Annotated in this window: 9 protein-coding genes; 2 read left to right on the forward strand and 7 right to left on the reverse strand. The window is 71.1% G+C overall.

From position 1 onward, the window contains the following. Positions 1 to 4: 4 nt before the first annotated feature. Complete coding sequence (locus LBW94_RS38620; RefSeq protein ID WP_225057850.1) at positions 5 to 6,538, reverse strand: type I polyketide synthase; 6,534 nt, start codon at positions 6,536 to 6,538, stop codon at positions 5 to 7. A gap of 231 nt (positions 6,539 to 6,769) precedes the next feature. On the opposite strand from LBW94_RS38620, the gene LBW94_RS38625 reads away from it, so the two are divergent. Continuing rightward, a complete protein-coding gene (locus LBW94_RS38625; RefSeq protein ID WP_225057849.1) occupies positions 6,770 to 8,119 on the forward strand; it encodes a GDSL-type esterase/lipase family protein in 1,350 nt (449 codons plus the stop codon). An 8-nt stretch (positions 8,120 to 8,127) separates the two neighbouring features. Here the strand turns inward: LBW94_RS38625 and LBW94_RS38630 are convergent, their stop codons facing one another. Further along, the gene (locus LBW94_RS38630; RefSeq protein WP_225057848.1) at positions 8,128 to 8,949 is read right to left on the reverse strand and encodes an SDR family NAD(P)-dependent oxidoreductase; all 822 of its coding nucleotides are present in this window, start codon (positions 8,947 to 8,949) and stop codon (positions 8,128 to 8,130) included. Positions 8,950 to 9,224: 275 nt separating this feature from the next. Here LBW94_RS38630 and LBW94_RS38635 point away from each other — a divergent pair, with 275 nt between their 5' ends. Next, positions 9,225 to 9,908: an SGNH/GDSL hydrolase family protein gene (locus LBW94_RS38635; RefSeq protein ID WP_225057847.1), complete on the forward strand. Its 684-nt coding sequence runs from the start codon at positions 9,225 to 9,227 to the stop codon at positions 9,906 to 9,908. Positions 9,909 to 10,080: 172 nt separating this feature from the next. Here the strand turns inward: LBW94_RS38635 and LBW94_RS38640 are convergent, their stop codons facing one another. The 5 genes from LBW94_RS38640 to LBW94_RS38660 are packed head-to-tail and all read right to left on the reverse strand — an operon-like array spanning position 10,081 to position 15,799. Continuing rightward, positions 10,081 to 11,760, reverse strand: coding sequence for a copper resistance CopC/CopD family protein (locus LBW94_RS38640; protein ID WP_225057846.1), 1,680 nt, complete (start codon positions 11,758 to 11,760; stop codon positions 10,081 to 10,083). Positions 11,761 to 11,779: 19 nt separating this feature from the next. Beyond that, positions 11,780 to 12,556, reverse strand: coding sequence for a YcnI family protein (locus LBW94_RS38645; RefSeq protein WP_225057845.1), 777 nt, complete (start codon positions 12,554 to 12,556; stop codon positions 11,780 to 11,782). Beyond that, positions 12,553 to 13,941 carry a PLP-dependent cysteine synthase family protein gene (locus LBW94_RS38650; RefSeq protein WP_225057844.1) on the reverse strand — a complete coding sequence of 463 codons (1,389 nt, stop codon included), beginning with the start codon at positions 13,939 to 13,941 and terminating at the stop codon, positions 12,553 to 12,555. Before LBW94_RS38650 ends, LBW94_RS38645 begins: the two co-directional genes overlap by 4 nt. Then, entirely contained in the window at positions 13,938 to 14,780 is an 843-nt protein-coding gene (locus LBW94_RS38655) for an ABC transporter ATP-binding protein (RefSeq protein ID WP_225057843.1), read from the reverse strand. The genes LBW94_RS38650 and LBW94_RS38655 overlap by 4 nt, the downstream gene beginning before the upstream one ends. Beyond that, positions 14,774 to 15,799, reverse strand: a complete 1,026-nt coding sequence (locus tag LBW94_RS38660) for an ABC transporter permease (RefSeq protein ID WP_225057842.1) — start codon at positions 15,797 to 15,799, stop codon at positions 14,774 to 14,776. Before LBW94_RS38660 ends, LBW94_RS38655 begins: the two co-directional genes overlap by 7 nt. Positions 15,800 to 15,804 lie beyond the last annotated feature (5 nt).

Raw genomic sequence — 15,804 nt, forward strand, 5'->3', positions numbered from 1 at the left:
CGGGTCAGGCGGTCGGCGGAGCCGGCTGGTCGATGAACTCGAACAGTTCGTCGTCACCGGCGGTGTCCAGGTCGTCGAGGATCCCGTCGAGTTCGCCGCCGCGCAGGCGCAGCAGCAAGCCGTCCAGGCGAGCGGTGATGTCGGCCACCGCATCCGGATCCAGTTCGGCCTCGTCGCAACTGTCGGCGAGAGTCGCGATCTGGGCCTTGATCACCGCGGCGGGATCGACCGCGGGGGCGATCTCGTCGCGGATGTAGCGCGCCAGCGCCAGCGGGGTCGGATAGTCGAACACCACGGTGGTGGCGAGTTTCAGGCCCGTCGCGGTCTTCAGCCGGTTGCGGAATTCCACCGCGCCCAGCGAATCGAAGCCGAGATCGGTGAACGCCTGGTCCTGTCCGATCGCCTCCGGCGACTCGTGCCCCAGCACCGCCGCGGCGTGACTGCGAATCGTGGCCAGTATCAGCGCTTCCTGATCGCCTCGACCGCGACCGTTGAGCGAGGCAGCCAGTTTCGACGAGGCGTCGGCGACGGAGCTGTCCGCCGTGCGCCTGACACCGCGCAGCAGCCCGCGCAGTGCCGGAGGCAGCATCTGCGCGTCCTGGGCGCCGACGGCCTGGATGGCCGGCACGTCCAGTTTCGCGGCGACGGTCAGCGAACGGCCCAGCCGTAGCGCGGCATCGAGCATGGCCAGGCCGTCCTCAGTGGGGATCGGCAGCAGGCCGTCGCGGCGCATCCGGGCGAAATCCTGTTCCGACAGGTGCCCGGTGATGCCGCTGGCCTGCTCCCAGATGCCCCACGCCAGGGAGGACGCCGGCAACCCGAGGCGATGCCGGTGTGCCGCCAGAGCGTCCAGGAACACGTTGGCCGCCGCGTAGTTCGCCTGCCCCGGGCCGCCGAGGACACCGGCGACCGACGAATACAGCACGAACGCGGACAGTTCCAGATCGGCGGTGGCCTCGTGCAGATTCCACGCCGCCTGCGCCTTCGCCCGGAACACCGATTCCACCTGTTGGGTGGTGAGATCGGTGAACAGCCCGTCGTCGACCACACCCGCGGCGTGCACGACGGCGGTGAGCGGATGCTCCGGCGGCACCGCCGCCAGCACCGCGTCCACTGCCGCGCGATCGGCGGTGTCGCAGGCGGCGATGGTCACCGCGGCGCCGAGTCCGGTGAGTTCGGCGTCGAGTTCCGCCGCACCGGCCGCCGCGGCGCCACTGCGGCTGAGCAGCAGCACGTTCCGGGCGCCGTGGGCCTGCACCAGATGCCGGGCCACCGCGGCGCCGAGCACGCCGGTGCCGCCGGTGACGACCACCGTGCCCGCCGGATCCAGCGGAACCGGCACGGTCAGCACGTTCTTGCCGACGTGCCGGGCCTGGCTGAGGTACCGGAACGCCTCCGGCGCCCGGCGCAGATCCCACGGAGTCACCGGAAGCGGTTGCAACACACCGGATTCGAACAGCTTCAGCAGTTCGGACAGGATGTCGTGCAGTCGTTGCGGCCCGGCCTCCATCAGCACGAACCCGCGGTAGGTGACACCCGGATGGTCGGTGGCGACCTCGTCGGGATCGCGGACGTCGGTCTGGCCCATCTCGATGAAGCGGCCGCCGCGCGGCAGCAGACGCAGTGAGGCGTCCACGAATTCGCCGGCGAGCGAGTCGAGGATCACGTCCATGCCCCGGCCGCCGGTCGCCGCCAGGAACTGCGCCTCGAAGTCCAGGGTCCGCGAGTTGGCGATGTGCTCGTCGTCGAAACCCATGCCGCGCAGCGTGTCCCACTTGGGCAGGCTCGCTGTCGTGTAGACCTCCAGCCCGAGATGACGGGCCAGTTGCACCGCGGCCATGCCGACGCCACCGGTCGCGGCGTGGATCAGCAGGCTCTCGCCCTCCCGCACCGAGGCCAGGTCCACCAGCGCGTAGTAGGCGGTGGCGAAGACGGCCGGCACCGCCGCCGCCTGATCGAAGGTCCAGCCCTCGGGCATCGGCACCACCATCGAGCGGTCCGACACCACCGTGTCGCCGATCCCGGCGAACAGGCCCATCACCCGGTCGCCGGGCGCGAATTCGGTGACGTCGGCGGCGACGTCGACCACGACGCCCGCGCCCTCGCCGCCGATCGGGGCGTCCGGGTCCGGATACATGCCGAGCACGATCAGCACATCGCGGAAGTTCATGCCGGTGGCCCGCAGCCGGACCCGCACCTGACCGGAAGTCAGTGCCGCACCGGCGGTCTCGTCCGCGAGGGCGACGATGTTGTCGCCGTCGAGGGTGCCCTTGCCCAGCGAGCCCAGCCGCCACGCGGCGGTCCCGATCAGGTCCGAGCCGCCGAGGCTGTCGGCGCCGGCCCGCGCCAGCCGCGGCACGTGCGCGACTCCGCCACGCACCGCGACCTGCGGTTCGGCCTCGAGTGCCAGCGCCGCGGCCACCGCCGCGCGGTACTCCTCGGGCTTGTCGACGTCGACGAGCACCAGCCGTTCCGGATTCTCCGCCTGCGCACTGCGCAGCAGGCCCCACACCGGGGCCGCCGCCAGATCGGTGACGTCTTCGCCGCCCTCGACCGCGATCGCGCCGCTGGTGACCACCACGACGACCGGCGCCGGCCGGCGGTCCTCGGCCCACAGGCCGCGGACCCGGGCGAGTACCCCGGTCACGGTGGTGAGCGCGCGGGCGGCGGTGTCGGTTCCGGCCGCGCCACCGGTCCGGCACCGCAGCACGATCGCCTCGGTGCCGGCGTGGGTGAACTGCTCGGCCGGGAACGGCCGCCCCGCAGCCGAATCCGTGGTGTCCCAGTGACCTTCCAGCGCGGGCTGCGACATCGCCACCCAGTTCACGGCGTACAGATCCGCGGCCGCCGCGGCGGTCGGCGCGAGCCGATCGGCCGACAGCGCCCGCACGGTCAGCGCCGAGACGGCCGCCACCGTGTTACCCGCCGCGTCGGCGACGGTGACCGACAGCCGGTCGGTGCCGTTGGGCGCCAGATGCACTCGCAGCGCGGTGGCGCCGACGGCGTACAGCGAGACGCCTTCCCAGGCGAACGGCAGCCGCACGGGCTGCCCCGGCTCGTCGCCGGTGACCGCCACCGCGGCCATCGCGTGCAGCGACGCGTCCAGCAGCACCGGGTGGATGCCGAACTCCGCCGCCTCGGCGCGGATCGGCTCGGGCAGTTCCACTTCGGCGAACAGTTCCGCACCGCGGCGCCACATCGCGGTCAGGCCCCGGAAGGCCGGGCCGTAGCCGTAACCGGCGGCGGCCAGTTGCTCGTAGACGTCACCGACCTCCACCGCGACCGCGTCGCGCGGCGGCCACACCGCGAATTCGGTGGCCGGTGGCGCACTCTCGGTGGTCGAGAGGTTGCCGGTGGCGTGACAGGTCCAGTCCGGACCGGCGGCGTCATGCGACCGCGAGTAGATCGCCACGCTCGGCTCGGCCGCGCCGTCGACGACCACCTGGACGTCGGCGCCGGTGCCGCTGAGCACCAGCGGCGCCTGCAACACCAGTTCGCCGATCCCGGTCGCACCCACCAGATCGGCGGCACGCAGCGCCATCTCGATGAAGGCGGTGCCGGGCACCAGGATGTTGCCGGCCATGGCGTGATCGGCGAGCCACGGCTGCGCGGCGACCGATACCCGGCCGGTCGCGACCACCCCGGTGCCGGCGGCGAGCGGAATGGTGGCCGCCAGCAACGGATGTCCGAGCGTGCCCAGACCGGCGGCGCTGAGATCCCCGGCGCCGGCGGGCTTCTCCAGCCAGAACCGGCGGCGCTGGAACGCGTAGGTCGGCAGATCCACGTGCTGCGACCGCCCGGCCAGCAGCGTCGACGCCCAGTCCACGGTCGTCCCGGCGACGAACGCCGCCGCCAGCGCGGCGTGGAAGGACAGCGCCTCTTCGCGTTTCGGATCCATCGCGGGCGCGGCGGTCAGCGGATCGTTGTCGTCGTCGGCCAGGCCGTCGCGGGTCAGTGCCGTCAGGGTCGTGCCGGGTCCGGCCTCGAGGAAGACCGTCGCACCGTACGCGCGGGCCGCCCGCACCCCGGCCAGATAACGGACCGGCTCACGCACGTGCCGCACCCAGTAGTCGGGATCGCACAGCTGCTGCGGATCGGCGAGTTCACCGGTGACGTTGGACACCACCGGAATCGCCGGCGGATGGTAGGTCAGGCTCGCACAGACACCGGCGAAGTCGGCCAGGATCGGATCCATCCGCGGCGAGTGGAAGGCGTGGCTGACCCGCAGCCGCCGCGCGGTGTACCCGCGCTCGGCCACCACCGCCGCCACCTCGTCCACGGCGGCCTCGTCACCGGAGACCACCACGGTGGCCGGGCCGTTGACGGCCGCGATCGCGATCCGCCCGGAGCGGCCGGCCAGCAGCGGGGCCACGTCCTCCTCGGCCATCGGCACCGACAGCATGGCGCCGCCTTCGGGCAGCGCCTGCATCAGCAGGCCCCGCGCCGCAACGAGTTTCGCGGCGTCGGCCAGCGACCAGACCCCCGCCAGATAGGCGGCGGTCACCTCGCCGATGGAGTGACCCATCAGCAGATCCGGTCGCACACCGAACGATTCGAACAGCCGGTAGGTCGCGACCTCGACGCAGAACAGCGCGGCCTGGGTGTAGGAGGTCTGGGCGAGCAGCGCCGCGGCGCTGCTGTCCGGATCGGCGAAGATCACCTCCCGCAGCGGCGGATCGAAGCGATCGTCGAACTGCGCGCACACCTCGTCGAAGGCATTCGCGTAGACCGGGTAGGCGTCGTAGAGCGTGCGGCCCATGCCGATCCGCTGCGCGCCCTGGCCGGGGAACAGCAGGGCCGTCTTGGCGCCGGGAAGCGACTGCCCGACAGCCACGTTCGGCGACGGCTTCGCCGCGTTCAGCGCCGCCAGCGCGCTCACCAACTCCGCGCGGTCGGCGCCGAGCAGGACCGCCCGATGCGTGAGCCGGGCCCGGCCGGCCGCCAGCGTGTACCCGATACCCTCCGCGGATGCCTCGGGATGCGACGCGACGAATTCGGCCAGCCGCGCCGCCTGTGCGGCCCGGGCCTCCTCGGTACTGCCGGACAACGCCCAGGCCAGCACCGGAGGCAGTGCCACCTCCTCGACCGGAACCGTTGGCACAGCTCCGTTTTCGGCGACGTCGGTGACTTCGCCGTCGGATTCCGCGGCGGGAGCGGACTGTTCGTACTGCTCCAGGATCACGTGCGCGTTGGTGCCGCTGATCCCGAACGCGGACACGCCCGCCCGGCGCGGCCGGCCGTCGTGCTCCCACGGCTGCGCCTCGGTGGCCAGCCGCACGTCGCCGACGGTCCAATCCACGTGCGGGGAGGGCTCACCCACGTGCAGGGTGGGCGGCACGGTCTCGTTGTGCATCGCCATCACCATCTTGATGACGCCCGCGACACCCGCGGCGGCGCTGGAGTGGCCCATGTTGGACTTCACCGAGCCCAGCCACAGCGGCGTGCGGCGACCGCGGCCGTAGGTGGCCAGCAGCGCCTGCGCCTCGATCGGATCGCCCAGCGGTGTGCCGGTGCCGTGCGCCTCCACCACGTCGACGTCGGCGGTGGTCAGCCGGGCACTGTTCAGCGCCGCCTCGATCACCCGGCGCTGCGAGGGGCCGTTGGGGGCGGTGAGCCCGTTGGAGGCGCCGTCGGAGTTCACCGCGGACCCGCGGATCACCGCCAGCACCCGGTGCCCGCGCCGCTGCGCCTCCGAAAGCCGCTCCAGCACAAGCATTCCCACGCCCTCGGCCCAGGCCGTGCCGTTGGCGTCCGCGGAGAACGGCTTGGCCCGCCCGTCCGGCGAGATCACCCGCTGCCGGGAGAAGGCGATGAACGCCTCCGCCGTCGGCATCACGGTCACACCGCCGGCCAGTGCCAGATTGCACTCGCCGGAGCGCAGGGCCCGCGCCGCGTCGTGCATCGCCACCAGCGACGACGAGCAGGCGGTGTCGATCGACACCGCCGGGCCCTCCAGCCCGAGCACGTACGCCACCCGGCCGGACGCGACACTGGTGGTGCGGCCGGTCATCAGCAGGCCCGCCAGGCCGCTGCGGTCCTCGGCGATGCTGGGCCCGTACTGGACCTCGATGATGCCGGTGAACACGCCGGTTGTACTGCCCCGCAACGTGGTCGGATCGATCCCGGACCGCTCCAGCGCCTCCCAGGACACCTCCAGCAGCTGCCGCTGCTGGGGCTCCATGGCCAGCGCCTCCTTCGGACTCACGCCGAAGAACGCGGCGTCGAAATCCGTTGCGCCACGGAGGAATCCTCCCTCACGCGCATAAGAGGTGCCCTCGTGGTCGGGGTCCGGGTGATAGAGCCCGGCCACATCCCAGCCGCGGTCGTCGGGGAACTCCGAGATCACGTCGCGGCCGTCGGCCACCACCTGCCACAGTTCCTCCGGCGATGTCACGCCGCCGGGAAAACGGCAGGCCATGCCGATGATCGCGATCGGTTCCACCGCTCGCGACTCCAGTTCCTGCAAACGCTGCCGCGTCTTGTGCAGGTCGATTGCAGCCCGCTTCAGATAGGTGCGCAGTTTTTCTTCGGTCGCCATGCCCGTCTCCAGAATTCGGCAAGGTTCGGCTGTCACGGCGGAACGACTGCCGGTGCCGCGAACGATCCCATCGTCGCCGCCCGGGACGAATGTAGGTAACCCCTAGACGGCCCCTAACTGTCGGATCGGGGGCGGACGACGGTCACGAGTTCTGCCTATACTCCAGTGCGGCGCACAGTCATTCGCGTTCGCCTGCCCGAAGACGGGCCGGAACAGAGTTAGGTCACCGGTATGAAACGCAGAGGGAATCCGCGCGGTCTCGGAATTCCGAAAAGATATCGATCGGCACTGCCGGCGTTCGCGCTGGCATGTCTGCTGGCCGCCGCGACGGCCACGGCGGCGACCGCGCACGCCGAACCCGGCGACGGCGGCTGCGGCAGTCCGCATTGGGTGGGCAGCTGGCTGATGTCACCGTCGGACGCCGTACCCGTCTCGGATATGGCGCTGACCCCCACCCGATCGTTGTTCGATCAGACGTACCGGATCGTGGTGGTGCCGCATCTGGGCGGGCAGACGCTGCGCATCCACCTCACCAATCGCCACAATCCGCTGCCGGTCACCTTCGGCGCGGTCACGGTGGCGGCTCAGGATCAGGGCTCCACGATCCGCCCGGACACGCTGCGGCAGGTCACTTTCGGCGGGCAGGGGTCGGTGACCGCGGCGCCGGACGCCGATCTGGTCAGCGATCCGATCCAGCTCGATGTCGACGCCTTCGAACCGCTGGCCATCAGCGTCTTCGTGCCCGGCCTGTCGGTCATGGCCGCGGAGAACATCGTCGGCCTGTCGACCAGTTACTACGGTCCGCCCGGCTCCGGCGATCACACCGCCGACCCGGCCGGCGACGCGCTGACCCAGACCACCACGAGCGTGCTGTTCGCCTTCGGCGTCGACGTGCTCGCGCCGGCGGCATATTCCAGCGTGGTCACCGTGGGTGATTCCATCAGCACCGGATACGAGGGTGCGACATATTACGAGGGCCCGCAGGATCCGGCGGTGGTGGACCGTAATCTCCGCTACACCGATTTTCTCCAGCGCCGCCTGACGGCCGCGGGAATTCCGCTGTCGGTATTGAATTCCAGCACCTGGGGAAACCGCCTAGTGCTCGATGAAACCATTCCGCAGACCGGGCCCGGCGCACTCGCTCGCCTGCAACGCGACGTGATCGACACCGCGGGAATCAGCGATGTCATTCTCGCGATGGGAACCAACGATCTGGCATTTCCGCCGACCCAGACCCCGGAACAGCTGGCGGCGGCCTACACCGATGTCGCCGACCGTTTGCACGCGGCCGGAATCCGATTGCACCTGGCCACGATTCCGCCGTCGGTGCGGTCGTTCATCGCCGGCGGCATCTCACCGAACTCCGACCCGGTGCGGCAGCAGGTGAACGCCTGGATCCGCAGCCAGCACGTGGCCGACGACGTGATCGACTTCGACGCGGTGCTGCGTGATCCGGCGGATCCGGCCGCCGACCGGCCGGATCTGGTGTCGCCCACTCTGGTGCACCCCAATCCGCGGGGGCACCAGGCGATGGCCGACAGCATCGATCTCGGGGTGTTCCAGGGATCGCGGTGCCGATAATCGGTGCGTTACAACCGATCTCGGGTCTCGGCCTGGGTGCGGAAGACCGGGGACATGCGCCGGGCCATCCGATCGGCGAAACCCGGGGAGAGCTGGGTGGTCGCGAACATCGACCGCACCGGCATCCCCATGTCCAGCACCTCGGGCCGGTCCCGCCGGATCGCGCCGACGATCTTCCCGGCGATCCGGTCCACCGTGGTCGACCCGAGGATCGGGCTGGCCTTCACGCCCTTGTCGACCCAGACCTGGTACATGCCGTCACCTTTGACGAAACCGGGCAGGACCACCGAGAAGCCGAGCGGGGTGCCGTTGTACTCGGCCCGCAGCGACTGCGACAGCGCCGCGAGCCCGGCCTTGGTGGCGGCGTAGGGCGCCTGATAGGCCGGCGCCACCTTGGCCGCGCCGCTGGAGACGAACACGACGTGACCGGCGCCCCGCTCGGCCATCCCCGGCAGCACCCGGCGGGTCAGCAGCATGGGCGCCGTCAGGTTCACATTGATGATCCAATTCAGCTCGGCCGGTTCGTATTTCGCCAGCGCCGAGGCCAGTTCCACACCGGCGTTGTTGATCAGCACGTCGATCGGCCCCAGTGCCTGTTCGGCCCGATCCACCAGATCGTCGAGCGTGCCGAGGTCGGCCAGATCGCCGATCACGGGCTCGGCCTTCACCCCTTTGCCCCGCAGTTCCTCGGCGAGCGAGCCGAGGACGTCCGCCTGCCGCCCGACCAGCGCCACATGCGCGCCCTCGGCGGCCAGCAGCCGCGCCACCTGTTTGCCGATGCCACCGGAGGCACCCGTCAACAGCACGGTCCGGTCCTTGAGATCCTTCACAGCTCCTCCTGGAGTTCTGTCGACGAGAGATACGAGCGCCGGACGGCGCAACCGTGTCCGAACGACCGTTCGCCGATGCGATCAGGCTCACCCGCAGCGACCGCGCAGGTAAACCCCTATCCGCCCCCTAAGCGAGGCGGCGCCGACGACACCACAGCTTCCTTGACCACCGACCAGTTCGCCGGTAAGTTCGACCGCACGCACGTTCGTTCTTTGAACTATGATCAATGGTACGCCCGCAAAGCTCCGCGGCAACACGCTCGAGAGGGGAAGCCATGGCGAATTCCGCCGGGCTCGGCTACACCGAAGACACCGATCCGGATTGCCTCACCGACGATGTTGCCGTCGAGATGCTGCGCAGCGCCCCCTGGCGGCGGATCGCCCTCGTCGGCGACAGTACCGCCCACGGTGTCGGCGATGCCAGCCCCGGATATCGGGAACTGTTCTGGGCCGCCCGGGTCGTCTCCGTATTGCGGACCGCCGTCGGTGAGGTCGAATTCCTGAACCTCGGCCGGATCAACGCCACCACCCGCCAGGTGGCCGACGAACAACTGGATGCCGCACTGCGTTTCGAGCCGGACCTGTTGTATGTCGCCTGCGGCGGTAACGATCTGTGGACGGATCAACCGGATTACGAGGCCGCCGAGCGCAATCTGGACCGGATTTTCGGCGCGGGCCGCAAGATCGGCGCCCGCCTGGCCACCATGACGATCGCCGACGCGGTCCCGGAGGACCAGCCCCAGCTGGCCCCGTTCCGCGACCGCCTGGATCGGATCAACAAGGTCATCCGCCGGGTCGCCGACCGCCACGACGCCATCCTGGTCGACCTGTGGTGGCATCCGGTGGGCCGCCGGCCCGACATCCTCTCCGCCGACAACATCCACTTCAACATCTCCGGCCACGCCGTCGTCGCGGCCGAGGTGGTCAAGGCGCTGTCGGCCGCGAGCAACAGCCACTGAACCACGCCCTCGCACCCGGACACCCGTGCCCGGCGGCCCCACCGCCGGGCACGGCCATGCCGCCCGGTCCCGGAGGCCACTGCCCAGGCCGGTCGGCCCCAGCGCGGCCCACCGGACCCGGTGATCATCCAGTGCGGCGACCGGTCACCATCGCGCTGTGACAAGCGGCCGGTCACCAGACCCGGTAATCCACTCCCACGGTGTACCCGGTGACCCGATCGGTCACGACGGTCAGCCGCAGCCGCCACATACCGGCCAGTGGCACCCGAATGCGCTGCGACACAAAATACTTCGACCCCAGCTCGACCGGGTCCACGCCGCGGAACGCGATGCCGATCGGCCCCGGCCCGCCCGCGGCCCGGGTCAGCTGCCCGCTGACCGACTCCGCCCCCACCGCCGCACCGGTGCCGTCCCGCAGCCGCACGGTCAGCTCCTGGTCCCCTACCCCGGCGTGATCCACGGTGACCTCCGCACGCAGCGGACCCACCGCGGTCGTGAACGCAACCGGCGGATCGTAGGCGTCCCGCGCCGGGGTGGTCCCGGCCAGCACGGCAGTGACCACCAAAATCAGTATCTGACAGGCTAATTCGACTGTCAGCAGAGTACGCCCCCACCGCCGCGACACCGTCCGCGCGACCAGCACCGCCACCAGCGCCACGCCGACCACCGCCACCTTCAGCAGCAACAGCCGCCCCCATACCGTCGACCACAGCGCGGCCACCGGATCCACCGACCGCCACGCCTGATAGACACCGGTCACCGCCAACGCCCCCACGGCCACCGATGCGACCCCGGTCAGCCGCGGCAGCAACTCCGCTCGCTCCTCGCGCCGCCACACCAGCACCGCGAGCACCAGCCCCGCCACCCACACGGCCATCGCCGCCACATGCACCGCAGTCGACACCACCGCCAACCACCGTGTATGCCCGGACACCGCGTGCCCGGAAACAGCCGTGGCCACGACGATCACCAGCAACCCTGCCCAGCGCACCGCGCGGAGCCCCACTGCCACCATGTCGTCCCGCCGGGCACGGGTGGTCACCGCCGGACCGGCCGAGGGTCCATGGCCGGTCGGCCCCGTGACGGCAGATGCTCGCGAGCGGCGCACAGACATCAGCACCGGTAGAGCCGCGAGCACCCGAATGAGTTGCGGCAGTGTCGAAGACGAGTCGAGCACACGATTCCACACCGCCAGCTCGAACCAGCCGCCCGGCCCGGCCAGCCGGACCGGTGCCGCCACCACGACGAGTAGCGACCCCACCGCCACCGCCACCGCACCGATGCGAATCAATTGCGGCACCGCCGGGCTCCGCGCGCCGCCGGGCCAGACCCGTGCGGCCACCACCGGTACCCCGACACCGAGTACGACACCGAAATACACTACGGCCGTGAGCATCCGGACCATTCCGTCCGCGGCGACCGCCATCGGATCCCGAGCCGGGGCCACCGTCGCCGGCAGGTCCGGCGGCTCCCCCACCCCGAACACGCTCGACCCGCCGACGGTGTGCCCGTCCGCCGACAGCACCACCCAACTGAGCAGATACGTCCCCGTCGGCAGCTCCGGCCGCAGCGCGACCCACACCGTCCGGCCACCGTCGGCCGACCCGACCGGCCCGGTATCGACCCGCCGCCCGTCCTGATCGGTCACGGTCATCCCGGCCCCCGCCGCCGTCACCGCCTCGTCGAAGTTCGCCGAAACACGAGGTGGCGCAGCGTCGACCGCCACCCCATACGCCGGATCGGTGGCCACCAGCACCGCATGGGCAGCCGCCGTCGCTGCCGCACCCCAGCAGAGTGCGGCCACCACGAACACGCCCAGCAGACCCCGGCAGACCCACCGCGCCCTGTTCACACGCAGCCTCTCCGGCCGCTCATTCCTCCGGCCGGTCCGAGGTGGTCACGCGAGCGGCACGCACTCGCAGCAGCGGGTACGCGGCCGTGACCAGACCGAGTACGGCGATGATCAGGGCGGCGGTCGCCACCACGGTGGCGGTGTCGCTGGAATCGTGCGGCGCTCCGACGCTTTCCGCGGCGATCGCCGGCGCCGCACCACCGTGGTTGTGTCCCGCTGCCACCGGCCCGCCGAGATGCAGGACCGGGGAGGGATGTTCAGCTTCGGTGCCGTCGGCGCTGCGCTCGATCCAGGACACCGTGGTGCCGTCGCTGTAGGTCTGTACGGCGGGCAGGAATACGTCGCCGGATTTCGGTAGCGCGCCCAGCAGCAGGCGGAACTCGCCGAACTGGCCGGGGCCGATCGCGGCGCCGTCGCGGGCGGTGAAGGTCACCGTCGACACCGCGTCGGTCACCTTGCCGCCTTCGCCGTCGTCGACCGGCTGCGGCAGCGCGGTCCGGCGGACGGCCGCATCCCAGCCCGGCGTCGGCTCGGTGCGCACCTCGGTGAACGGATGGTCCTGCGGCAGCGACACTTCCAACTTCACCGTCCCGGCGGTCGCCGATTCGTCGGGTACCCGCAGGGTCACCACGGCGAATCCGCCGGGTGCGGCGTCCGGTGCGGCGGCGGTGACGTGCGCGGCCGCCGTCGCGGCCCCCAGCGCCGGACCGGCGAGCGCCGCGAGCAGTACGGCCGCGCCCCCGGCCCGGCGGTGCCACGGTGTCCGGGAGACGGACCCGGGCGCGGACGTCCTCATGGCTGTACCTCCTTGCGGGCGGCTGCGATCTCCGTTGCGTCGACCAGGGTGACACCACGCCCCTCATGCGCGATCACCACCGGCCCGTCGTAATCGGAGATCCGTTCAGCGGCACGGGAAATCGGATCGGTGGTGCCCACGACCGGCAACGGCGGGCTCAGATGGTCGAGCACCGGATCGGCATCGGGGGCTTGGGCCAGGACGACGGCGCGAGCGGAGCCGAGCACCTCCGCGATCTGCACCGGCCCGGAATCGTTGCGTTGCAACAGGACCGGTAGCGCCGAGGCCGCGCCGAGCAGGGCGCGGGCCGCGCCGACGGTGGCCCGGGATCCGATGGTGGGCGCCTCGCCGTCGAGCGGAACCGTCAGCGCCGCAGCGACGGTCGCCTCGCCGGACGCACCGAACAGCGGAAAGCCCAAGCGTCCCAGCCATTCGTCGTCGAAGTACTTCGACAGGTACGACCGGCCGGAATCCGGCGCGATCACGACCACCACCGCCTCCGGGCCGAGCCCGCGGGCCACCCGCAGCGCCGCCGCCACCGCGGTGCCGGAGGATCCGCCGAGCAGCAGGCCCTCCTCGCGGGCCAGCCGCTGCAACACGTGCAGCGCCTCGGCGTCACCGACGCGTTCGAGCGCATCGATCACGTCGGTGTGGTACGAGGCCGGCCACTGGTCGGCCTCCGTCTCCGGATGCAGGTGGTGCCCGACGGATTCGACGTACCAGGCCCGGCCGTCGCCGCCGCCGTACGCCGAGGTCTCCGGGTCCGCGCCGATCACCCGGACCGCGCCCCCGGATGCCTCCTTCAGGAATTCACCCGCGCCACTGACGGTTCCGCCGGTTCCCACGCCGGCGACGTAATGCGTCACCGCACCGCCGGTCTGGGCCCAGATCTCCGGGCCCGTGGTGGCCCGGTGCGCCTCCGGATTCGCGGGATTGTCGTACTGCCCGGCCAGCCAGCCGCCGGGGATCTCCGCCGCCAGCCGGCGCGCGACGTTCCGCACGAACTCCGGGTGGTGCGAGGGCCGGCTGCCCGGTGAGACGTGCACTTCCGCCCCGTAGGCCCGCAGCAGCGCGACCTTCTCGGCACTGGACTTGTCCGGGACCACCACCACCGAGCGATAGCCACGGGCCGCCGCGATCGCGGCCAGCGCGATCCCGGTATTGCCGGAGGTCGCCTCCACCACGGTGCCGCCCGGCCGCAACTCACCGGACCGCTCGGCCGCGAGGATCATCGACAGCGCCGCCCGATCCTTCACGCTGCCCAGCGGATTCAGATACTCGAGCTTCACGTACACGGTGGCCGCGAGCCCCTCGGTCACCCGATTCAACCGCACCAGCGGCGTATTGCCGATCGCCCCGGCGATCGACTCGAACACCCCACTCATGCCACCAACCTCCCTGTCTCGCCGAGCAGCGCGAGGATCTCGCGGCGCAGTTCCAGATAGCGCGGGGCGTCGTGCACCCGTGGCCGTGATAGATCGATGCGCACGTCCCGCACCACCTTTCCCGGTCGTGCCGTCAGCACGACCACTCGGTCGGCCAGCCGCAGTGCCTCGTCCACGTCGTGGGTCACCAGCACCGCGGTGAAGCCGTCTTCCTGCCACAGCCGGCCGATCTCGGCCTGTAGCGTCGCGCGGGTCAGCGCGTCGAGTTTGCCCAGCGGTTCGTCCAGCAGGAACAGCCGTGGCCGGTTCACCAGCGCCCGTGCCAGCGAAACCCGTTGCGCCATACCGCCGGACAGCTGGGCCGGATACGAATCGCGGAAGCCGTCCAGGCCGACCAGGGTCAGCGCCCGGGTGACCCGCTCACCGTCGGCGGCCAGCGTGCCACGGGCCTGCGGTCCGAGCGCCACGTTCTGTTCCACTGTCCGCCACGGGAACAGCGTCGGATCCTGGAACATCAACGCGCGGTGCGGATCCGGTCCGGCGACCGTGGCGCCGTCGACCCGGACCGTGCCGCGCGCGGGTCGTTCCAGCCCGGCCAGCAGCCGCAGCAGCGTGGACTTGCCGCAGCCGGAAGGCCCCAGCAGCGCGACGAATTCGCCGGATTCGATGTGTAGCGAGACGTCGGTCAGCACCCGCAACCGGCCCAGTTCCTGGGCCCGGGTCGGGACCGGCGCGGGCCGGCCGCGCAGCCGATCGAGCAGCGTCCGCTGCCGGGGCCCGCCCACCGCGAATTGATGTGACACCGACTCGATGTCGATCACACTGCCCCGGTTCACCATCGCACCAGATCCTTCTCCCAGGCCAGCACGCGATTGCGGATCCGGAACAGGATCACCATCAGCGTCCGGCACACCACGATCATGATCGCGATCGCCGCGTACATCCGCGGGTACGCGGCCCAGCCCTTGGTCCACTGGATGTACCAGCCGAGCCCGTTCTTCACCCCGAGCAGTTCCGCGACCGCCAGCGCGCCCAGTGAGGCGCCCAGGCCCATGAACAGGCCGGTGAAGATGCTCGGCAACGCCCCTGGCACCGCCACCCGCCAGATCAGGAATCGCGGTGTGGCGCCGAGGGTCTGCGCCACGTCGAAGTAGCCGCGCGGCACCCCGGCGATACCGGCGCGGGTCAGCACCGACACCGGGAACCACACCCCGAACGCGACCATGAAGACGCTGCCGCTGTAGCTGGTCGGGAACAGCACCAGCACCAGCGGCAACAGGGTCGCCGGCGGCACCGGCCCGAGGGTCTGCAATACCGGATGCCCCCAGTAGGAGGCCAGTCTCGACCAGCCCAGCGCGATTCCGGTGCCCAGCCCCGCCGAGGCGCCGATACCGAAGCCGATCAGCAACAGCAGCAGCGAATGCCAGGTACTGGAGGCGAGGATGCCGCCGTCCTCGTAGAAGATCAGCAGCATATGTTGCGGCGACGCGAAATACGGCGGCCGCAACCATCCGCTCTTGGCGGTGGTGAACTCCCACACCAGCACCCACAGCCCGACCACCGTGAGCCACGGCGCCCAGTGCCGTAACCACAACGCCGACGCCCGGTTCCGGTAGGCATGGCCCGCCCAGCCGGTCAGCGCGACGGCCGCGACGGTCCACACCAGCCCGGCGGCCAGCGGATCGGCGGCGTGCAGGCGATCCGGAACCAGCAGTGTCGCAACGGCGTCCAGCACCCACAGCGCCCAGGCGGCGGTGAACACCGCGCCGGGCCGATAGCGCCGTGCCGCGGTGACCGGGGCCGGAGCCTCGGCCACCGTTTCGCTGTCGGCCCGCAGCGCCTCGGAAGTCGTGGTCACGGTAC

The sequence above is a fragment of the Nocardia sp. alder85J genome (assembly GCF_020176955.2).
In the GTDB taxonomy this organism is placed as follows: domain Bacteria; phylum Actinomycetota; class Actinomycetes; order Mycobacteriales; family Mycobacteriaceae; genus Nocardia.

Bases quoted from the DNA above. Each gene is read 5' to 3' on its own strand.
- LBW94_RS38620 (WP_225057850.1), bottom strand. From the start codon at position 6,538: ATGGCGACCGAAGAAAAACTGCGCACCTATCTGAAGCGGGCTGCAATC.
- LBW94_RS38625 (WP_225057849.1), top strand. From the start codon at position 6,770: ATGAAACGCAGAGGGAATCCGCGCGGTCTCGGAATTCCGAAAAGATAT.
- LBW94_RS38635 (WP_225057847.1), top strand. From the start codon at position 9,225: ATGGCGAATTCCGCCGGGCTCGGCTACACCGAAGACACCGATCCGGAT.
- LBW94_RS38645 (WP_225057845.1), bottom strand. From the start codon at position 12,556: ATGAGGACGTCCGCGCCCGGGTCCGTCTCCCGGACACCGTGGCACCGC.
- LBW94_RS38650 (WP_225057844.1), bottom strand. From the start codon at position 13,941: ATGAGTGGGGTGTTCGAGTCGATCGCCGGGGCGATCGGCAATACGCCG.
- LBW94_RS38655 (WP_225057843.1), bottom strand. From the start codon at position 14,780: ATGGTGAACCGGGGCAGTGTGATCGACATCGAGTCGGTGTCACATCAA.